Genomic DNA, 21174 nt, shown 5'->3' with positions numbered 1-21174 from the left:
CCATACGGAATCCCCGAAAAAACGTGATCAACCGTCACGCGGTTTTTTTGAGTACCAGCCCCAAATAGGACCTATGGCACTGATTCTTATCCGGAAATTGGATGCGCGAGGGCGGGCTTCAAGGCAATCCCGGCTGCGCTGGCGCGGGTGCTGGCCGGGCGCCGGCCAATAGCCCGACCGCTTTTTCGCAAGATTCTGGGCGGATTGCGGCGCCCGCCTGGCCCAGTAACTGCGACGCTTCGTCGAATGCGAGTTGGCGCACGCGCAAAATGGCCAAAGTGCACTGAGCCTCTGCCGAGCCAGGCACAAGCGCGAGAACGTGCGCCAATTCTGTCTCGACCGCCCGCTGCACGGGGGGTGTCAGCTCCGGTGCCGCCAGCAGCGCATTGGCCTCGTGCAGGTAGTGCGCGACGATCCGATCCCGCCAGACGGGCTCGGCGCCAAACAGCGCATCCAGAATGGGCTGCATGCCGGGTTCTGTGCCCATCAGGCGCCGTTCCAATGCGTGCATGCGAATAAATGCCTGCTCCGAGTCAGCTAATTGGCCCGCATGCACTTGCAGCCGGATCAGCCGACGCTGTTGCAGGCGGCGCTCAAGTCCCGCGACATCCGGCGCCGACTCCAGCCACGAGCCGAGCGCGATGAGCGCAAGCCGAGCGTCATCAATGCGCTGTTCTTGCTCCAGCACATCGGTCAGCAACAACACGCGCGCGGTTTCAGTTTGATAACGCCAAGCTTCCGGTATCGTTGCGAGATCGACGCCCGGCTGATCCAGAAGCGCTCGTGCGTCGCCGAGACTCTGACGTTCCCACAGCAATCGAAATCGCAGCCACCGCGCGAGCAGGTAAGGTCCCGCCTGGTTGGCGTCCAGCACGCCCCGCAACGCCTGTTCCGCTTCGGCCTTCGACCCGTTGGCCATCAGCCGTGCGGCGGTCACCAGATCGCGGTAGCTCGCGAGGTCGGCGGGCAACTGTCGGCAATCCGGAACCTGAAACATCAGATTCTCGGCGCGATCGAGCGCACCCAGGCGCGTTTGCGCGTGAGCCAGATCGAGTAACGCGCGCCAGCGCGCAGCGTCGCCTATCGCCGGCGCCGCCAGAACATCCCGACTCAGCGCATCAAGAAGATTCGTCAGCTCGGCCGACACGCTCAGCCCGCCGAGCTCGGACTGGTCCATCGCATCCAGTAGCAGCGCACGTTGGCGACCCGCTTCGGCGTTGATCCGGATGGTTTGCATGCTCGTGTACCACGCAGTCCCCGACGTGACGGCCAGCATTGTCCAGAGTGCGCCGATCGCCAGGCGGCGGCGATTGCGATGCGCGAATCGTTTAGCCCGATACCAGGCGCCGCCGCGATGCGCCGCTACCGGTTTGCTCGCGAGCCAGGCGTCCAGATCGTCGAGCAAATGCGAGACCGATTCATAGCGCTCGTCCGGCTCTTTGCGCAGACACACCATACAGATCGCATCGAGATCATCATCGATCTTCTCGCGCCCGGCTGCTGCGACAGCACTCGGCGGTGGCGGTTCCAACTCCAGCACCTGGCGCTCGACTTCAACCAGCGTTTGCCCAAGCGTTCGGACCACCGGCTGACCGCTGATCAGTTCATACAACAACGCGCCCAGGCTGTAGATGTCACACGCAGGCGTGATCAAGTCACCACGCCATTGCTCAGGCGCAGCCGATTGCGGAGACAGAAATCGCTGTGCCGTATCGGTTTGCAGCACATCCGCCTCACCGAGCTTCATGCCGATCGGCTTCGCAATCCCAAAGTCGATGATCTTCAGATCGCCGTTCGCGGTCACCAGCACATTGCTCGGCTTGATATCGCGATGCACGATCAATCGCCGATGCGCGAACGCGATCGCCGCTGCCGCAAGCCGGAACATCTTGACGCGCCGTCGCAAATTCAGCTTCTTGCGATCGGAATAGCGGGTGATCGGAATACCGTCGATGAATTCCATGACCAACCAAGGTTGCCCGCCTTCGGTCTCGCCTGCGTCCACCAAACGCGCGATGGCCGGATGCTGCAACGTGGCCAGCACGCGGCGTTCCAGGCGGAACCGTTCGAGTGTGACGTCATCGATTCGGTCCCGCCGCATCAGCTTGAGTGCGAGCGGCTGCGAAACACCGTCGATATCGCGATGCACCAGCCACACCTGCCCCATGCCACCGGCACCTACCATCGACTTGACGCGATAGGGACCGAAATCGCTGTCTTCCAAACGCGGCTCTGGAATGCTGACGCGGAAGCGATCGGAATCGAGCACTGGGTTGGTTTCGTCGTCACGGCGCAACAGGCGCAGCACGGCATCGCGAAGCCCTGGATCGATGGTTGGATCATCGAGTCGCTGACGACGATCAGCCTCTGGCAATTGCACCAGCTCATCGAATAGCGACTTGAGTGACCCCGAACTCACGCCATCAACCTGCGTCAGAGTCTGGAGCCTGCAACTGCTCCGACAAGAACGCCCTGGCAAAGCGCCACTCGCGGACGACGCTGGCGCGTGAAACACCCAGAGCGTCGGCCAGTTCATCGGTGTTGAGCCCGGCAAAGAATTTCAGCTCGACGAGGCGGGCGGCTTCCGGCGATTCGCGCTCCAATGCGGCGAGCGCGCGGTCCAAACCAATCCAGTCGAGGCCGAGATCGATCTCCAGCGCGCTCCCGAAGCGCTCTGGCTCCTGCTCCAGTTCTGACCACGACAAGACCTGCACCTGGCCGCCGCGCTTCTCCGATTGTTGCTCGCGCACCGTATCGATCACCAAGTTACGAATGACCTTCGCAACGACACCAACGAAGTGCGCCCGGCTCTCCCATTCCGGCCAATCAGCCTGGGTGATGCGCTCATAGGCCTCGTGCACCAGTTCCGTCGCACGTAACGTCAAGTGCCCGCCGATCCGCTGCAAACGCCGCCGGGCCATGTCCCGAAACATCGGATACATGGCCTGAACCAAGTCGGCTTCCGCCTCGCGATCGCCGCGACGCCAGCGGGCAAGCAACTGGGTCAGGTCGCTTGAGGAGTCTGTAAGTATTCCCATGGCAAAGGTGACGGTCATCTCAATCGCCGATAAAGCTACCAGATTCCGCACTCGCCCGGGATTGGGCGAGAGTTGTCGTGGCCAGCCACTGATGACAGCCTCGCTGCGCCAGCTGGCGCGCTTGATGCGCCACACTTCAAGTCCATCGCTACCGCCGCCACAGGTAGTCGTCCCGCAAAGACTCGTGCGCAACCGCCTGCCAGCGTTGCAGGGTTGATCTGGCCCGCGACGATCTGGCGCCGATAGCGAAAGCCGATATCGCCACACCCTGCCAAATCAGGGTGTCTTGGCTTCAGACTCGGCCGACTCGCTTACTTCTCTTGGGCCCAAATCAATGCCTTCCGACTTGACAGCAGCAATCAATGTCTCAACGGCGCCGATCGTCTCGGGGCTTTCGGCGCCTTCGCGAGCATGTTTCAGGGCCTCGACAAACTTGCGGCGATTTTCGGGCGTCTTGTTCTGGCCAAAGGTGCCTCCTGCTTTCATCGCCAGCACAATCGGGTAGACATCCCACTTCTTGAGACTGGGCTCCTTTTCCGCATTCTGTACCGCCGGCTCGATCCAGGTAGCCACCGACGACCACCTGCCCAGAGATGCCAACTGCATGCAATAGGCGGCGCGGAACAACATTCGGTTCGGGTTGGCCACATCATGGATACGGTCTGCCTGGTTGATCACCTTTTCGTAGTAGGTCATCGCGGCATCGCGATTGCCCACTTCAAATTCAGCTTGCGCCAGATCAAAGGTTTCGTTGATCAAGATCGGCGAATCAGCCGGCACGCGGCCGGAAAGTAGTGCCAGATGTTCGCGCTGCAGCGCCAAGGCCTCTTCTGGCTTGCCTTTGCGGCGCAGGAGCTGCGCCGCCTTTCCCATATACAAAAGCATCGGCAGCGAACCCGGCTCGTGGTAGGTCTCCAGGGCAATCCGTTCCGCCTCGAGATACCGCTCAGCAGATTCGATATCACCTTGCACACTCGTGAGCCAGAGCAAATGAGTACGAAACCGCGATTGCATCGCTGGACCTTCCGGATACACATGTTCTGCCAAAGCGATTGCCGCCTCATACTGTTCTTGGGCAGGAGCGTACTGGCCTGTAATTCGGTAAATGTCAGCGATCAGACCCAACCGACTAACTTCGTACTCGTTTGGCAGCGGCGGGTCCTTCAGTTGTTCCAGAAGCGGTATCAGCCCGGCATCCTCACCGCGCTCATACCGTAAGCGCAGCTGACTCAGCAAAGCACCGACATGGTTGTTGCCTGTGGTATTGCGCAACATATCGCCATATACCAAGCCAGCCTCATCAAACTTGCCTTCGTTGCGTAAGAGCGTAGCCTTCATCGTAAAGTACTTAAAGTAGTGTTCCGAATCACCTACGGTGGGTACGGGGGTCGCCTCAAGCAATTTACGGGCAGCCTCTGAATCACCAACTCGCAACAGAATGTCGGTCAAAGTGAGTTGTAGATCCTGTCGATCGTTCGGTGCGACATCGGGCGCTTCCTGTACGGTCCTTACCAGCGACCGAAACAGCTCTCTCGCTGTCAAATCCACACCACTTTTGCGACCAGGATCAGCTGATGAGATCGCACCAATCAGCATTTTCGCAAACTGATCCGCCCGCACGGTTTGCGCAGCCGAGTTTCGGTAGGCATTGAACGTCAAACCGCCAGCAACCAGCATCACCACAAACAATGACGCTGCAAATGCGAGGCTCCGGCGATGACGCGTGACAAACCGACGGAACCGATACCAGGAATTGCCGTTACGGGCCGCCACCGGCCGGCTGTCGAGCCAGGCATCCAGATCCTCGATCAGTTTTTCGACCGAGCTGTATCGGTCCTCCGGATTCTTTCGGAGACACACCAAAGCAATCGCATCGAGGTCGGCATCGGACGCCATTCCAGCGACCGCGTCTACTGCGATCCGGGCACTGGGCGCAACGGGCTCCTGGGTCAGGATTGCCTTCTCGATCCCCAAGCCATTCATCCCCGTGAAGTCGAACACGGGCGTTCCGGCGAGTAATTCGTACAACAACGCGCCCAATCCATAGATGTCGCACGACGGCGTCACTAACCCGCCTTGCAACTGCTCAGGCGCTGCCGACTGCGGCGAAAAGAACCGTTGCGCTGTCTGCGTCTCGCCCACTTCCGACTCGCCGAACTGGCTCATCAGTGGCTTGGCAATCCCGAAGTCGATGACCTTGGCCATCCCATCGGCATCCACCAGCACATTGCTCGGTTTCAGATCCCGATGCACGATCAGATTGCGATGAGCGTAGGCGACCGCTGAGGCCACATCGCGGAACAATTGGATGCGGGCACGGAGGCCAAGCTGCTTCTCTGCCGCGTATTGGGTGATGTGCTGACCGTCGATGTACTCCAGCGCCAGATACGGCTGCCCATCGATCGTTTCACCGACGTCCACCATCGACGCGATATGCGGATGCTTCAGTACCGCCAGAACCTGCCGCTCCAGCTGAAACCGGGCGCGCGTCGCGGCATCGAGCCGGTCGCGGCGAATGACTTTGATCGCGATCGCCTGACGCACGCCAGACACTTCGCGGTGCGCACGAAACACGCGCCCCATACCGCCCTCGCCCATGAGCCCATCGATCGTGAACGGGCCGATCCGCTCAGGAATCGGCTCGTCGCGCACGGGCAGCACGCGTTCCGGATCGCCCGCCATGGCGTCGTCAAGATCCAGCAGGCGCCGCAACGCACCGCGCGTCTGCTCACCAATATCCGCCTGCGCCAACCGCTCCGTGCGGCTCTTGGGTGGCAAAGACGCCAGCTCGTCAAACAATTGCTTGATCTTGTCAAAACTCATTGGAAACCCCAAATCGGTGTCAGGTTTGCGCCCAAGGGTACGATGATCAATCTCGTCACGTACTAACTCAGGCACAGTATCAAAAACCTACGGACGCGAATCCATCATGACGATGCCGGACGCAAGTCGGGAACAACCAAGCCTTGTCGCCGAAGCGATTCGCGCAACTCCGTGATCGCCTCAATGGTCTCGCGCCACTTGGCCGCTTCCGAGGCAACCGCGAAGGCGCGCTCAAAGGCAGCCTTGCTCTCTGGCGTGCGCATCCGTGCGTATTCGCCACCAGCGCGAATCGCGAGGGCCAACGGATAGATCTCGTCTTGTCGAAGGTTCTCATGCTGTGCCGCATTTTGGATCGCCGGCAACACCGCGTCGCTGGCCGCAGTCAAGTCGCCGTCGGACAAGAGCTGTGCCGAGTAGGCAATGCGAAACAGAAAGCGATTGCTATCGTGATCCGGCCACACCGCGTCAGCAATCGCGACGGCCTCCTGATACTGCTGGCGTCCTGCGGCCTTGTCACCGGTTTTGTACTCCGCACTGGCGAGATTGAAGCGCGCCATGGCGAGCCTTGGCGAATCCGCAGGCAGGAATCGGGTGTACAACGCCACAGCTTTGCGTTGACTCGCTGCGGCCTCTTTGTTGTTTCCCTTCATGTCTTCAAGCAGGAACCGTGATTCAAGCAACGATGCCGCCGCGAGCGAGTCCTCACCAAAATACTTCTCGTTGCGCGTCTTGATAGCCTGATAGTGATGTTCGCTGAGCGCGAGATCGCCCATTCTCGTGCCCAACAGCAGCAGGGCTTTGTGAAGGGTCAGCGCATCAATGGTTGGGCTATCGCCGTTTTGTTCGATGTCAGCGAGAGCCGCTTCGTAGGCCACCTTGGCCTCATCGAAACGAAGCAACATCTGCAGGCTCTGTCCGAGCGTGTACTGGCGCTCATTCTGTTGGTCGCGCGTCAGGGTCAACCCTGCCAACGCCTGCAATTCAGGAATGATCGTTTGCTCTTTACCATCGGCGTAGGCCAGACGGGCGCGCCCGAGCTTCAAGTCGACGACATGCCGACTGCCCATCACACGCTCAATCTCGTCGTAAACCGCTGCCGTTTCAGTGAACTTGGATTGGGACTGCAATACCCGAGCCCGGAGGAACTGATGGTCCGCATATCGCGACGCGTCACGAGAATCAGGAACCGGCAAGCCGTCCAGAATGGCCTGCGCCCGATCGGCGATTCCGAGCCGCCAGAACACTTCTGAGATCCGTAACAACATGTCGTGCCGATCACCCTTTGCGAGGTTCTGATCGTCGTGAATCTGTGCTGCCAGGACCGCGAACAAGTCTCGTACTCGCATGTCTTTGGCGTTGCCGCGCCCCGGATCAGCAGCTCGGATGGCATTGATCAGCACACTGGAGAATTGGTCTGCACGGGCTCGTTGCGCCAAGGAGTGCAACCGCTCCGAAATACTGTAGCCCAGAGCAAGCACAACGATGACCATCACACTCGCGGCCACAGCGAGTACGCTCCGGTTCCTGGCCACAAATCGCTGAATTCGATACCAGTTGCCGCCACGCCTTGCGAGCACTGGCCGCGCAGCCAACCACGCATCCAAATCCTCGATCAGCTTTTCAACCGAGCTATAGCGATCCTCAGGCCTTTTGCGCAGGCAGACCAGCGCGATGGCATCGAGATCAGCATCGGACTCGTACCCGGACGCGGCCTCGGCCCCCATCCGAGCGCTCGGTGCCCTGGGCTCTTCATTCAGGATGGCCTTTTCAATCCCGATGCCGTTCATCCCGGTAAAATCGAATATCGGCTTCCCGCACAGCAATTCGTAGAGCAACGCACCTAGGCCGTAGACATCACAGGACGGCGTCACCAGGCCGCCTTGCAGCTGTTCTGGCGCCGCCGAGTGCGGCGAGAAAAAACGCTGTGCGGTCTGAGTTTCGCCGACTTCAGATTCGCCAAACCGACTCATCAAGGGCTTAGCGATGCCGAAATCGATGACTTTCGCCGTCCCGTTCGCATCGACCAACACATTGCTTGGCTTCAAGTCACGATGCACGATGAGGTTGCTGTGTGCGTACGCGACCGCAGATGCCACATCGCGAAACAGCTGCACCCGCGCTCTGAGGCTCAGCTGCTTGGTGGCGGCGTACGTCGTGATGTGCTGACCTTCAATGTATTCAAGAGCCAGATAGGGCTGGCCGTCGGCGGTGTCGCCGACATCGATCATCGCCGCAATGTGGGGATGCTTGAGCACTGCCAGCACTTGCCGCTCCAACTGAAAGCGCGCGCGTGTGGCGCTGTCCAGACGGTCACGCCGGACAACTTTGATCGCAAGCATCTGGCGAACGCCAGAGACGTCACGATGCGCACGGTACACCCGCCCCATTCCACCCTCGGCCATCAGGCCGTCGATAGTGAATGGCCCGATCTGCTCCGGTACTGCGTCCGTTCGAGACGGCAGAACCTGCTCTGGGTGAGCGGCCATGGCATCGTCCAGATCGAGCAACCGACGTAGCGCCGCGCGCGTTTCTGCACCGATGTCGGTTTCCAGCAGACGCTCCGTCCGTGCGCCAGGCGCCAATGCCGACAGTTCTTCAAAGAGGTCTTTGATTCTGTGAAAGCTCACTGGTGTCGTGTCCTGAAAATAGCTGGAAGAAGAAGGGAAGGCATGTCGCGTCAAGGCAAGGCACGAAGGGAAGACGAATTGGTCCGTACGGCGACAAGGAGCACCGTCGTATTGGGTTGAGAGGCGAGGAATTCATTCAAACTGTCTTCGGGATACGACACAAGGCACCCACAAGTTCGCTATGAAAAACAATGAAGGCAAGAGCCCCCCGACTGCTTAGGGTGGGGCTGAATCAGTCCATCCTGGACATTCAGAGGCGCCCCAGACCAACATCACTGTCCTGCTCTAATGACCGCGGCCATTCATGGCAACCATGATGTGGCAAGCGCTGCCATCAGGCAACCCACCGGTTTGCGCGGATCGCCGTCAAGTCTGCCCTTGCTGATTCAGGCGATCGGCGAGCCATGCGCGAGCGAACCGCCATTCACGCACAACGGTTGCCCGAGAGATTTTCAGGACATCGGCGATTTCGTCCGTGCTGAGGCCCGAATAGAACTTGAGTTCGACCAGTCGGCCGGTTTCTGGCGACATCTTCTCCAGTTCCTGCAAGGCCCGGTCCACGCCCAGCCAATCCAGACTCATGTCCAACTCGCCGAGCGGGTGATCCGCGTCGCCCACCAGATCGTTCAGGGACAACACCTGCATTTCGCCGCCGCGTTTGGCGGCTTCCTTGGACCGAAGATAGTCGATCACGACGTTTCGGATCGCATTGGCGGCCACCGCCAGAAAATGCACGCGGTCGTTCCATTGATTGTTCTTGCCCTGGGACAACCGCTCGTAGGCTTCATGGACCAAATCCGTCGCACGCAGCGTAACCTGCGCCGAGGAACGCGCCAGCCGGCTGCGGGCAATGTCCTTCATGACCGGATACAGGGCCGTAATCAGCTCGCTCTCCGCGACCCGATCACCGCTGCGCCAGCGGACGAGAAGATTGGTGATATCGAGGGGGTTGTCGGCTTGCATAGATGAGAGCCTAGCACGCAAGTGGTATGCCAATTTCCAACCAAAGCCGGATCAACTACGAGACGCTTGACCGGTCCGGTGCTTCGATTGCCATTGGCAGCGAGCGTTCCCCTCCCATGCAACGACGAAGCCGAGACTCATCCGTACCCTTCCCAACCGAGGCAGGCTTTAATCCGAGGGGTCCAGTTGAAGCGCGTCGGCATCCACGCCACGCTCGATCAATGCCGGTCTGATCCGAATCAAGACGCGGCGGACCGAATCGAGGCTCGCCCGAGCAGCCAATCGATTGTAAGCCTCCTCCACGCCCTTCTTATGGGATGCACGCGAAGGGGAGTCCAGATTTCCAGCCTGGACCAGGAATTGGCCGAGCGCGATCTCCTCGGGGTGGATGTCGGAGTTACTTGAAGCCGCCAATGCGACGACTTCTTCGACCATCGTCCTTGCTTCGCCAAAACGCCCACTCTCGGCAAGTAGATACGCGAAGTCAGTCCGAAGATAGAACCTATTTACATGGCTAGGCGACCAAATCTTGTCACCCACTGCGACGGCTTTCGAAAATGCGGCATGGGCTGCTTCTCGGTTGCCAAGCTCAGCCTCGTAAACCCCGAGCGAGTCGTAACTTCTGACAATCACCGCAGCTGTGCTCGGAAGCACCTTTTCCAGACCTGCAATGGAAGCGCGTTGAAGACTCACTGCCTGTTTCAGGTCTCGTTTCAAGTAGGCTAAGTTCGCGGCGCTGCCTTTGGCGCGTGCAGCTGCAAGCGAGTCCGGCTCATAATAGTCAGCGACAAGCTGATTGATCTCGCCGAGTTGGCGTTCAGCGCCTGGCAAATCATTGAGGTAGACATGCAGGTTGACAAGCGTCTCATGGGCAAGCAAACGAGTCGCGACCGTCTCGTTGCCGCGCTCTTTTAGTTGCGCAATGGCTTCTAAGTAGATTGGGATGGACTCAGCTATGGTTTCGTTACGTCCTGCCAACATATCGGCCTTCATGAATAGCCACTCAGTCGTCAGCTTGGGAGACAGCTTCATACCCTCAAGTTCCGTCATGAACGCTCGGGCACGATCATCAAGACCCTGATCCATCACTACACGGGCGTTCTCAAATTTGATCGAGAGCAAGAGATCCCCAGTAGCCGTCTCGGCGGCAGTTTGAAGGAGCTTGTCGGCCTCTGTGTATTGGCCAAGGTTGCGAACAATAGCGCCATAGAGCTGGTAGAACTTCGCACGCTTCGCACCCTCGGAAACAGGTGGCGGTACCATCCGCGCCATCGTATCGCGCGCGGTCTCCACGTTCCCAGTTCGTTGCAGAACTTGAGCTATTGCCATCTGAAGATCGACGCGATCTCCGGCTGCAAGCGTCGCGTCTTCCTCAATTGTCTTTGCCATCTGACCGAAGAAGTCGCGGATTCGAAGGTCCTTTGCATTGCCAGCCCCTGGATCGGCCGCTTGCAAGGACTTGATGAGCAATTGCGCGAAGTGATCGGCCCGGATTGCCTGGGCATCTGATTTCAGGAAGGCCTGCCTCGTCATTCCGAACGCACTGATCAGGATCGCTAGGATCACGCCAGCCACCAACAGCCCACGACGGTGACGAGCAACAAATCGCCGAATTCGATACCACGAGTTGCCATTGCGGGCGACTACAGGGCGGCCATCAAGCCAAGCGTCGATGTCTTCTATCAATTTCTCGACAGAGCTGTATCGGTCTTCCGGGTTCTTGCGCAGGCAAAAGAGCACAATGGCATCGAGATCCGCGTCGGAGTTCAAGCCAGCTTGACCACTTAGGGCAATTCGCGAACTTGGGGACTTTGGCTCTTCGTTTAGAATTAGCTTCTCGATAGCAATCCCGTTCAATCCGCGAAGATCGAACACTGGTTCATGAGTCAGCAGCTCGTAGAGCACGGCACCTAGACCATAGACATCACAGGACGGCGTCACAAGTGTCCCCTGCAATTGCTCCGGTGCTGCCGAGTTAGGCGAGAAGAAGCGCTGAGCTGTCTGAGTTTCACCGACCTCGGACCCTCCGAATTGGCTCATCAGCGGCTTGGCAATACCGAAATCGATGACTTTGGCAATACCGTTGGGATCAACAAGCACGTTGCTCGGCTTCAGGTCGCGATGCACGATCAAGTTGCGATGAGCATATGCAACGGCCGATGCGACATCGCGAAACAGCTTTATGCGCGCTCTCAGATCGAGACGCTCCTCGGCAGCGAAATCTGTAATGTGCCGACCTTCGATGTATTCCAATGCCAAATAGGGCTGCCCGTCGGCGGTCTCTCCTACATCCACCATCGACGCAATGTTCGGATGCTTGAGTACCGCGAGAATCTGGCTCTCCAACTGAAAACGCGCCCGGGTTGCGGCATCCAACCGGTCGCGACGAATCAGCTTGATAGCCAGTGCCTGTCGCACACCTGACACATCGCGGTGAGCTCGAAACACCCGCCCCATGCCGCCCTCGCCCATTAGGGCGTCTACCGTGAACGGGCCAATCTGGGCTGGAACCGATTCCTGCCGCTCCGACCAGATTCGTTCCAGGTCGTCAGCCATCGAATCGTCAAGGTCCATGAGACGTTGCAACGCAACCTTGGTTTCGGCGCCAATGTCCGCAAGCGCTAACCGCTCTGCGCGCGCCTCGGGTGCGAGTGGTGCCAGTTCGTCGAAAAGCGTCTTAATCTTGGAGAAGCTCATTGTAAGATCCGCTTACTGATTCAGTACAGGCAACCCCTATGTCGCGGTCGCCACCAGTTCAACCCCCGACACCGCCAGACCATGCGACTGGACACCTTACGGTGATCTGCCCTGGTCACCCAATTTGGAATTGAATCCAATCGGTGACCGGCGCCCCTCAGCCTCACCGGCGCCCCGCCTATAGCCAATACACCAGCGGAACTTGGTTCGATGGTTCGGGATTCGGATGTCGCCCCAAAACAGTCCAACCTGGTGCCGGCTCCACGCGACAAGAATACTATCCCGGAAGCCATTACTACAGCCCAAGCCGGCTTTTGCATTGAAAAAGCACCTGGGTAGGCGGATGCGGCTTACTGATTCTCTTTGGCTTCCCGCCAGAGCTGTTCCTGCGCGCTCAAGTCCAGATCTTGTAGTGCTGTTCGCTGTCTGGCGGCTTGTTGCTCCATCCAGCGAAAACGCCATTCGAACTTGCGATTGGCGCAACGCAGCGCCGCCGAAGGATCAACTCCACTGGTCCGGGCGAGATTCAATGCGACAAACAACACATCGCCGATTTCGTCCTGTAGGCGTTCCTGCCTCGTTTCCGGGCTCAGATCGGTGCGCGCAAGCTCCGCCCGTACCTCGGCAATTTCCTCTTCAAGCTTGTCCAGAATCGGTGCCGCGTCTGGCCACTCAAAGCCGACGCTCGCAGCGCGCTTTTGCAGCTTCACGGCACGCAGCCATTCCGGCATTCCGGAGCTGATTCCGGCCAACACGCTGTCGTCCTGCTTCAGACCTTTCTCGTCGCGCTTTTGCGCTTCCCAGGCGATAGTTTGGGCGGCGGCATCGCGGACTTCAGCATCGCCGAACACGTGCGGATGGCGGCGGATCATCTTGTCGCAAATGGCTGCAACCACGTCGTTGAACGCGAAGTGACCGGCCTCCTCGGCCATGCGTGCGTGAAATACCACTTGCAGCAACAGATCGCCCAATTCCTCGCGCAGATCGTCAAAATCGCCGCGATCGATCGCATCGGCCACTTCGTAAGCCTCTTCGATCGTATAGGGTGCGACGCTCGCAAAATTTTGCTTGACGTCCCACGGGCAACCGCCTTGAGGGTCGCGCAGGCGGGCCATGATGGCGAGCAACTGGTCAATCGGGGCCAGTACTGTGGGATTCATCATGCAAGCCACGATTGCCAAGCCAGGCCCGGGTCGCCCAATGCGATGAAATCACCATTCAATAGCGTGTCCCGGCGGTTGTACGTGAAGGGCTCGCCACTCAGCGACAGCAACGATCCGCCCGCTTGCTCCAGCACACATTGACCGGCCGCCGTGTCCCACTCACTGGTCGGGCCGAAGCGCAGGTAGACATCGGCCTCGCCTTGCGCCACGAGCACAAACTTGAGCGCCGAACCCATGGGCCTAAGTTCATGTTCGCCGATGCGCGCCAACACCGCATTCAGGCGCGCATCGCCATGCGACCGGCTGCCAGCGAGCCGCAATGGTGCTTTGGCTGGCTGCACGCGCAATGGCTGCCGATCGCCATTGGATTGCACCAGACTCGCACCCGCACCTTGTGCCGCCGCGGCGGACCATCCCAATACCGGCGCGTGGACCACGCCCAACACAGGTCTACCCGCCTCAATCAACGCGATATTGACGCTGAACTCGCCGTTACGTTTGACGAACTCGCGCGTACCATCGAGCGGGTCCACGAGCCAGAAGCGCGACCATTGCGAACGCTCCGCAAACGGCGCGTGGCGCGATTCTTCGGACAGAATCGGCTGGTCCGGCGTCAGCTGCCTGAGGCCGTCGCTGATGATCCGATGCGCCGCCAGATCTGCCGCAGTCAGCGGGCTCTGATCGTCTTTCTGCTCGACGTCAAAATCCGTTCGATAGATATCGAGAATGGCGCGCCCAGCCAGTTCGGCGAGCCCGCGGACGGGCTCCAACCAGTGCGTGTAATCGCTCATGTCCAATTCCGCCCTTCGGCCCGGGCCTTCAGGTACGCACGCGCCGTAAACAATGCGGCAATCGAGCGGCCTTCGGTGACATCCTCGCGCATCAAAAGCGCGTCCAGATCAGCCACTGGCCAAGGCACCACTTCAAGCTCCTCGGGCTCATCGCCCTCAAGCCGCTCGTCATACAAGTCTTCGGCAAGCACAATATCCGTGCGATGGCTCATGTAGGTCGGCGCCAACGACAAGCGCTTGATCAACGTGAGGCGATGCGCGCCCACGCCCACTTCTTCTTTCAGCTCGCGATTGGCCGCTTCCAGAATGTCCTCGCCGCGCTCGACGCGGCCCTTCGGCAGGCCGAGCTCGTAAGCGTGCAAGCCACAGACATATTCTCGGACCAGCAAGAACGTGTCCGGGTCGCGCATCGCCACGATGGCCACCGCTCCGCGCCCACGCGCCGCCTGGCGCTCGTAGGTGCGACGGACACCGTTGCTGAATTCGAGGTCGACCTGTTCGATCGGAAAGCGGGCATCCGGGTGGAGCACGCGCGTGGCATGAATCAAGGGAAGTTTGGGCATCCGCTGATTCTACCTGGGTGCCAGGGCTTGTGCCGCCTGGTACCCAGAAAACATCGGCAAGGCTCAAACCAGGCGCAGGTACCAATCCACTTCCAGCGATGTGACTTCCCGGTTAAAACTCCGGAGTTCCTTGAGCTTTTGCTGACCGAAGATATGCTGGAACTCGGCGCCGAGCGTGTCTCTGACCCATGAACTGTTCATGAAATCGAGAAGCGTTTCGCGCCAGAAGAGCTCGCGATTTTCGGTTTGCTCGTAAGCATTGCCGACAATCGGCGGGCCCGGATCGGCCGGAAGTTCGAGTCCGTCCAGCATGCCCGCGAGCACCGCGGCGGTCACCAAATACGGGTTGGCGTCCGCCCCGGCGATGCGGTGCTCAATGCGGACGTTTTTCGGGTCGCTGTAAGGAATACGCATCGCGACCGTGCGATTGTTGAAGCCCCAACAGGTATTCAACGGCACGAACGAGTTCAGCACAAAGCGGCGGTAGCTATTTGCGTGCGGGGCGAACATCACCAGCGCATCGTCGGTGCGCCGCTGCAATCCAGCAATGGCGGCCAACAGCGCAGGCGCAGGCGATTCTGGCGTACACGCGAAGATGTTGTGGCCGTTCTGGTCGAGTACGCTGACGTGAATGTGCGTGCCGCTGCCGGCCTGCTCGACAAATGGCTTCGCCATGAACGTCGCTAAGAGCCCTTGCTGCGCCGCGACCGCCTTGATCGCGCGCTTCAGCAGAATGGCGTCATCGCAAGCGGCCAACGCATCGGCACGGTGCTTCAAGTTGATTTCGAACTGTCCGGGCGCGTATTCGGCCACGGCGGTGTCGGCCGGAATGCGCTGAGCGCGGCACACGGCGTCGATGGCGTCGGTAAAACCCTGATAATCATCCAGGTCCTGCATCGAATAAACCTGGGTGGTGCGGTTGCGAGTGCGGGTCGCTGGGTTGATCGAGGTTTGCGGAAATCCTTCTTTGGTCAGTTCCTGATCGAGCAGATAGAACTCAAGCTCAACGGCCACCACTGGCGTCAGCCCGCGCGCCGAGTATCGATCAAGCACGCGCTTCAGCACTTCGCGCGGGTTCGCGGCAAATACCTTGCCCTCACGATCCTCCATCGCCAACAACGCCTGCGCCATGGGACGCGGGCTCCACGGCACGGGCCGCAGTGTGCCGGGTATCGGGCGGCAGACGCGATCCTCATCGCCAATGTCATACCCAAGCCCGGTTTCCTCAACGGTATTGCCCGTCACATCGGTACCAAGCAAGGACATCGGCAAGCAAACGCCGTTTTCGTAAACCTTGGGCAAGGCCTCCAGCGTGACCCGCTTGCCCCGCGACAAGGCGTTCATGTCAGGCAAAATGAAGTCGATCTGCTCCAGACTCGGCATGGCATCGAGGGTGGCCTGATCGTCCGGGTGCAAGGCGGCTTTGCTCATGATGTCGGCTCAGCGAGGGAATGCCCGGATGCTAACAGAGCTTTCGAGGCTGTCAAAAATACTCAACACATTTGACACTCCACACCCCCCTGCCGTCGTTTGTGTTGAAAAAATCGAACAGCCCGGTTAGGGTTCGGGCGTTCCCCCGACGAGGTTCCAGCCGATGCAGAACTGGGTAGGTGTGCCCTGTGATCGCAAGCAGGTGGGGCATCATTACTTTCACATGGCCGGCGAAAAGTACCTGCGCGCCCTGCGCGAGGCCGCCGACGCTTTACCGCTCCTGATGCCATCGTTGGAGCCGCCACTCGACTATTGGCCGCTCCTGGACCGCCTGGATGGTCTGTTTCTGACGGGTGCGTACAGCAACATTGAGCCGCATCACTACAGCGATGAGGCCAGTTATCCCGGCAATGTGCACGACCCTGCGCGCGATGCGACCACGCTGTCGATCGTCCGTGCTGCGGTCGAGCGTGGTCTGCCAGTGTTGGCGGTCTGCCGCGGCCTGCAGGAAGTCAATGTTGCCTTGGGTGGCAGCCTGTACCAGAAGGTGCACGAAGCCGGCCCGTTTGCTGACCATCGCGAAAACACTGCCGATCCGCTGGACGTGCAATATGGCCTCGCGCACCCCGTGGCGTTGACCCCCGGCGGGATCCTGGCCCGCGCCGCGAACGCCGACACTGCCATGGTCAATTCCCTGCATGGCCAGGGCATTCGCGACGTTGCACCGAGTCTGGTCGTCGAAGCTCGCGCGCCGGATGGACTGGTCGAGGCCGTACGACTTGATTCCAATAAACAGTTCCTGCTGGCCGTGCAATGGCACCCCGAATGGAAAGTGCTCGAAAACCCGTTCTATACCCAAATTTTCAAGGCCTTTGCAGAGGCCATGACTGCCTATCGACAACACAAAGCGACGTGACTTATGGCTGCCCGCAAGCAGAAACCGGCCCAAGCCGAAACTCCGACCTCAACCGAGAACACCCTGAAGCGCTGGCTGAAGGAGAAGCGCATCACCGAGGTTGAATGCCTGGTACCGGACATCACCGGCAACGCACGCGGCAAGATCATTCCGGCAGCCAAGTTCTCGCACGACTACGGCACCCGACTACCCGAAGGCATTTTCGCCACCACCGTGACGGGCGATTATCCGGACGACTACTACGAACTGGTCAGCCCGTCCGATTCCGACATGGTGCTGCGGCCCGACCCGAGCACGGCGCGCATCGTGCCCTGGGCGTCGGCCCCCACGGCGCAGATCATTCACGACTGCTATACCCGCGATGGCCGGCCGCATGATCTGGCGCCGCGCAATGTGCTGCGCCGGGTGCTGAGTTTGTTCGAGGGCATCGGCGTCAGACCAATTTTGGCGCCTGAGCTGGAATTCTTCCTCGTCCAACGGAACATCGACCCCGACCTCCCGTTGCAGCCACCCGCGGGCCGCTCGGGCCGTCCGGAAACCGCGCGGCAGAGCTATTCGATCGACGCGGTCAACGAGTTCGACCCGATCCTCGATGACATGTACGACTACGCCGAAGCCATGGAGCTGGATGTCGATACTTTGATCCACGAGTCGGGTGCTGCGCAGCTGGAAGTGAACTTCTTGCATGCCGACCCGCTGTCGCGCGCCGATCATGTCTTTTTATTCAAGCGCACCATGCGCGAGGCGGCGCTGCGCCATGGCATCTATGCGACATTTCTGGCCAAGCCAATGTCGAATGAGGCTGGCAGTTCCATGCATCTGCATCAGAGCATGATCAGCCTGAAGACCGGCAAGAATCTGTTCGCCAATGAAAAGTCGGGCGGCATGACCGAGATGTTCCACCACTACTTGGGTGGTTTGCAGAAGTACGTACCGATGGCGATGGCGTTCTTCGCGCCGAATGTGAACTCCTACCGACGCCTCGCGCTTGGTGAGGTCGCGCCCATCAACGTGCAATGGGGCATCGACAACCGCACCTGTGGCTTGCGCGTGCCGATTGATACGCCCGAAAACACTCGGGTTGAAAGCCGATTTGCCGGCTCTGATGCGAATCCGTATCTCGCCATGGCCGCTACGCTGGCCTGCGGCTATCTCGGCATCAAAGAGAAACTGACACCCACGGAGCCACTGACCAACAGCGCTCAGGACAAGGGCTATGAACTGCCGCGCAACCTGGAGCATGCCTTGACGCTGTTGCAAGATGCCGAAGAACTGGCCGACATTCTGGGCAAGCGTTTTGTTCGCGCTTATATCTCGGTCAAGCAAAAAGAGTACGAAACGTTTTTCCGTGTCATCAGCAGCTGGGAGCGCGAGTTCCTACTGCTCAACGTCTGAGAATTGATCATGACCGAACTCGATATCAAGACCCTGCAAGCGCTCGATGCCGCGCATCACCTGCACCCCTTCAACGACAACGCTGCGCTGGCCAAGAAGGGCACGCGCATTTTGACCCGCGGTGAAGGCTGTTACGTTTGGGACGCGCTCGGCAACAAGCTGCTGGATGCGTTCGCTGGGCTTTGGTGCGTCAACGTCGGGTATGGCCGCAAGGAACTCGGCGCGGTGGCGGCAAAGCAGATGACCGAGCTTGCCTACTACAACAGCTTCTTTCAATGCACGACCGGCCCGACCGTCCGGCTTGCGGCAAAGCTTGCGGAGCTCACGCCTGGCGACTTGAACCATGCGTTCTTTACGAACTCAGGGTCAGAGGCCAACGACACGATCCTGCGCATGGTCCGTCACTTTTGGGCCGTGCAGGACCAACCGCAAAAGAAGATCGTCATTGGTCGCCACAATGGCTATCACGGCTCGACGGTCGCTGGCGCCAGCCTCGGTGGCATGAAAGGCATGCACGCCCAAGGCGGCCTGCCGATTCCGGACATCGTGCATATCGACCCGCCGTTCTGGTTTGCGGATGGTGGCGATCTGTCGCCGGAGGAATACGGACTCGTCGCCGCGCGCCGGCTGGAGGCGAAAATTCTGGAACTCGGACCGGACAAGGTCGCGGCATTCATTGGCGAGCCGATCATGGGTGCCATTGGCGTGTACATCCCGCCGCACTCCTACTGGCCCGAAATTGAACGCATCTGCCGCAAGTACGACGTGCTGTTGATTGCGGACGAAGTGATCTGCGGTTTTGGTCGCACAGGCGAATGGTTTGCAGGCCAGTATTTCGGCTTTCAGGCCGACATCATGCCGATCGCGAAGGGCCTGAGCTCGGGCTATATTCCGATCGGCGCAGTCATGTTCAATGATCGCGTCGCGAAGGTTCTCGCGGAACAAGGCGGCGAACTCGCGCATGGTTACACCTACTCCGGGCATCCGGTTTGCGCAGCGGTCGCATTGGAAAACATCCGCATTCTGGAAGACGAGAAAATCGTCGAGCGCTGCAAGACCGATACCGGGCCGTACCTCGCGAAGCGCTGGCAAGAGCTGGCTGACCATCCGCTAGTGGGTGAATCGCGCATTGCTGGCATGGTTGGCGCGCTCGAATTGGTCCCCAAAAAATCGGAACGAAAGTTCTTTGATGAGCGCGGCAAGGTCGGGGTCATGTGCCGGGACTTCGCGCTGAAGCGCGGGTTGATCCTACGCGCGACCTACGACTCGATGCTGCTGTCACCCCCTCTGATCATCAGCTTTGATCAGATCGACGAGCTCGCCGACAAGACCCGTGGTGCGCTGGATGACACGGCCAAGGAACTGGGAATGCTTTGACGCGCACTGTAAAGCGCTTACCAATCAATCACTTGATTGGCTCCTCAAGCGAGCTGCGGACATTGCAAGGGCGGTTGCACGCTGACCGCAAACTGATCGCGAATACATGTTGTTCCGGGCATTTCCGGCAGTAAGATCGAAGTTCCTATTGGGCCAGAACAAATCGGGAGTCGAATCATGAAAATCCGTAGTCTGACGATGGTGATGGCGCTGGCGTTGGCCGGCTGTGGTGGCGGTGGTGGTAGCTCTGAACAAACAGCATCGACGGCAGCCAAGCCCGATGCCGCTCCGGCTGGCGAAGAGCCGGTTCTGAATTTCTACAACTGGTCCGACTACATTGCCCCCGACACGCTCGACAACTTCGAGAAGGAAACCGGCATCAAGGTCACCTATGACGAAATGGACAGCAACGACACGCTGGAATCGAAGATCCTCGCTGGCGACACCGGCTACGACATCGTCGTACCGTCGTCGTCGTTCCTCGGTCGACAGATTCAGGCTGGCGCGTATCAGAAGCTCGACAAGTCCAAGCTCACGAACTGGAGCAACCTGGACGAAGGTCTCATGTCCAAATTGCAGGACGTCGATCCGGGCAATGAATACTCCTTCCCCTACCTCTGGGGCACCACCGGTATCGGCTACAACGTCGACAAGATCAAGGAAATTTTCGGTAGCGAAGACGTCGTCAACAGTTGGGATCTCGTCTTCAAACCAGAGAACCTCGCCAAGCTCAAAGACTGCGGTGTGACGTTCTTGGATGCCCCGAGTGAGATCATTCCGACCACGCTTTATTTCTTGAAAGAAGACCCGAACAGTTTTGACCCGGCCGTTATCGACAAGGCTGCTGCGCTGCTCGAAACCTTGCGCCCCTCGATCACCAACTTCCATTCTTCGGAATACATCGACGCCCTGGCCAGCGGGAACGCGTGCCTCGTCGTGGGTTGGTCGGGCGACATTATTCAGGCCAAGGCACGCGCAGCCGAAGCGGGTGGCGGCGTCAATGTCGGCTACAGCATCCCCGCTGAAGGCGCGGCGATCTGGTTCGACATGGTGGCCATTCCAAAAACCGCCAAGCACCCGGAAAACGCGCATAAGTTCCTGAACTTCCTGCTGCGCCCGGACGTGATTGCCGGCGTGTCCAACTATGTGTCGTATCCAAACGCGAACAAAGCGGCAACGCCGAGTCTGGATAAGAGCATTACGGAAGATCCGATGATCACGCCGACCTCCGACACCATTCAGAACAAGCTCTACGGCTTGGCCGTGCTGTCGCCAGAAGCGATGAAAAAGTACAACGATGTCTGGACCGAGCTGAAGGCCGTCGACTGAGGCAATTTTGCACGAAGTGCCGCGCCTGAGCCGAGCTCGGGCGCGGTCGTGGGGTTGCCTG

General features: G+C 59.5%; 14 protein-coding genes. 4 read left to right on the top strand and 10 right to left on the bottom strand.

Going from position 1 to position 21174, the window contains the following annotated elements:
• Positions 1-118: 118 nt before the first annotated feature.
• The 10 genes from C7S18_RS04355 to C7S18_RS04310 form a co-directional block, all read right to left on the bottom strand.
• A complete protein-coding gene (locus C7S18_RS04355) occupies positions 119-2419 on the bottom strand; it encodes a serine/threonine protein kinase (RefSeq protein ID WP_170113103.1) in 2301 nt (766 codons plus the stop codon).
• A gap of 4 nt (positions 2420-2423) precedes the next feature.
• Positions 2424-3056: an ECF-type sigma factor gene (locus C7S18_RS04350; protein ID WP_146151749.1), complete on the bottom strand. Its 633-nt coding sequence runs from the start codon at positions 3054-3056 to the stop codon at positions 2424-2426.
• A 258-nt stretch (positions 3057-3314) separates the two neighbouring features.
• Positions 3315-5861 (bottom strand): serine/threonine-protein kinase, encoded by a 2547-nt coding sequence (locus C7S18_RS04345; protein WP_106890399.1) that lies wholly within the window; start codon positions 5859-5861, stop codon positions 3315-3317.
• Between the two features lie 104 nt (positions 5862-5965).
• Positions 5966-8488, bottom strand: coding sequence for a serine/threonine protein kinase (locus tag C7S18_RS04340; RefSeq protein WP_106890398.1), 2523 nt, complete (start codon positions 8486-8488; stop codon positions 5966-5968).
• 366 nt (positions 8489-8854) lie between these two features.
• Positions 8855-9451: an ECF-type sigma factor gene (locus tag C7S18_RS04335; protein WP_106890397.1), complete on the bottom strand. Its 597-nt coding sequence runs from the start codon at positions 9449-9451 to the stop codon at positions 8855-8857.
• Positions 9452-9619: 168 nt separating this feature from the next.
• On the bottom strand, positions 9620-12007 hold the full coding sequence (locus C7S18_RS04330; RefSeq protein WP_170113102.1) for a serine/threonine protein kinase: 2388 nt from the start codon (positions 12005-12007) through the stop codon (positions 9620-9622).
• A gap of 491 nt (positions 12008-12498) precedes the next feature.
• Positions 12499-13311: a nucleoside triphosphate pyrophosphohydrolase gene (gene mazG / locus C7S18_RS04325; RefSeq protein ID WP_425481088.1), complete on the bottom strand. Its 813-nt coding sequence runs from the start codon at positions 13309-13311 to the stop codon at positions 12499-12501.
• Complete coding sequence (gene cysQ / locus C7S18_RS04320) at positions 13308-14102, bottom strand: 3'(2'),5'-bisphosphate nucleotidase CysQ (protein WP_106890395.1); 795 nt, start codon at positions 14100-14102, stop codon at positions 13308-13310. Before cysQ ends, mazG begins: the two co-directional genes overlap by 4 nt.
• Entirely contained in the window at positions 14099-14665 is a 567-nt protein-coding gene (gene nudE / locus C7S18_RS04315) for an ADP compounds hydrolase NudE (RefSeq protein ID WP_106890394.1), read from the bottom strand. Before nudE ends, cysQ begins: the two co-directional genes overlap by 4 nt.
• Positions 14666-14728: 63 nt before the next feature.
• Positions 14729-16096: a glutamine synthetase family protein gene (locus C7S18_RS04310; RefSeq protein ID WP_106890393.1), complete on the bottom strand. Its 1368-nt coding sequence runs from the start codon at positions 16094-16096 to the stop codon at positions 14729-14731.
• Between the two features lie 163 nt (positions 16097-16259).
• Between C7S18_RS04310 and C7S18_RS04305 the strand changes: the two genes are divergently transcribed.
• From C7S18_RS04305 to C7S18_RS04290, 4 genes are all read left to right on the top strand, one after another.
• On the top strand, positions 16260-17012 hold the full coding sequence (locus tag C7S18_RS04305; protein WP_106890392.1) for a gamma-glutamyl-gamma-aminobutyrate hydrolase family protein: 753 nt from the start codon (positions 16260-16262) through the stop codon (positions 17010-17012).
• Between the two features lie 3 nt (positions 17013-17015).
• Positions 17016-18407 carry a glutamine synthetase family protein gene (locus C7S18_RS04300; protein ID WP_106890391.1) on the top strand — a complete coding sequence of 464 codons (1392 nt, stop codon included), beginning with the start codon at positions 17016-17018 and terminating at the stop codon, positions 18405-18407.
• Positions 18408-18416: 9 nt separating this feature from the next.
• Positions 18417-19784, top strand: coding sequence for an aspartate aminotransferase family protein (locus C7S18_RS04295; protein WP_106890390.1), 1368 nt, complete (start codon positions 18417-18419; stop codon positions 19782-19784).
• A gap of 177 nt (positions 19785-19961) precedes the next feature.
• Positions 19962-21113 (top strand): polyamine ABC transporter substrate-binding protein, encoded by a 1152-nt coding sequence (locus C7S18_RS04290; protein ID WP_106890389.1) that lies wholly within the window; start codon positions 19962-19964, stop codon positions 21111-21113.
• Positions 21114-21174 lie beyond the last annotated feature (61 nt).

Source organism: Ahniella affigens, from assembly GCF_003015185.1.
Taxonomy (GTDB): Bacteria; Pseudomonadota; Gammaproteobacteria; order Xanthomonadales; family Ahniellaceae; genus Ahniella; species Ahniella affigens.
This window is presented reverse-complemented; position numbering and strand designations above follow the sequence as displayed.

What these genes read in the sequence shown, in the direction of transcription:
- C7S18_RS04335 (WP_106890397.1), bottom strand. Translation starts at nt 9,451, where the DNA reads ATGCAAGCCGACAACCCCCTCGATATCACCAATCTTCTCGTCCGCTGG.
- C7S18_RS04295 (WP_106890390.1), top strand. Translation starts at nt 18,417, where the DNA reads ATGACCGAACTCGATATCAAGACCCTGCAAGCGCTCGATGCCGCGCAT.
- C7S18_RS04305 (WP_106890392.1), top strand. Translation starts at nt 16,260, where the DNA reads ATGCAGAACTGGGTAGGTGTGCCCTGTGATCGCAAGCAGGTGGGGCAT.
- nudE (WP_106890394.1), bottom strand. Translation starts at nt 14,665, where the DNA reads ATGCCCAAACTTCCCTTGATTCATGCCACGCGCGTGCTCCACCCGGAT.
- C7S18_RS04290 (WP_106890389.1), top strand. Translation starts at nt 19,962, where the DNA reads ATGAAAATCCGTAGTCTGACGATGGTGATGGCGCTGGCGTTGGCCGGC.
- mazG (WP_425481088.1), bottom strand. Translation starts at nt 13,311, where the DNA reads ATGATGAATCCCACAGTACTGGCCCCGATTGACCAGTTGCTCGCCATC.
- C7S18_RS04345 (WP_106890399.1), bottom strand. Translation starts at nt 5,861, where the DNA reads ATGAGTTTTGACAAGATCAAGCAATTGTTTGACGAGCTGGCGTCTTTG.
- C7S18_RS04350 (WP_146151749.1), bottom strand. Translation starts at nt 3,056, where the DNA reads ATGACCGTCACCTTTGCCATGGGAATACTTACAGACTCCTCAAGCGAC.
- C7S18_RS04300 (WP_106890391.1), top strand. Translation starts at nt 17,016, where the DNA reads ATGGCTGCCCGCAAGCAGAAACCGGCCCAAGCCGAAACTCCGACCTCA.
- cysQ (WP_106890395.1), bottom strand. Translation starts at nt 14,102, where the DNA reads ATGAGCGATTACACGCACTGGTTGGAGCCCGTCCGCGGGCTCGCCGAA.
- C7S18_RS04310 (WP_106890393.1), bottom strand. Translation starts at nt 16,096, where the DNA reads ATGAGCAAAGCCGCCTTGCACCCGGACGATCAGGCCACCCTCGATGCC.
- C7S18_RS04330 (WP_170113102.1), bottom strand. Translation starts at nt 12,007, where the DNA reads ATGGCTGACGACCTGGAACGAATCTGGTCGGAGCGGCAGGAATCGGTT.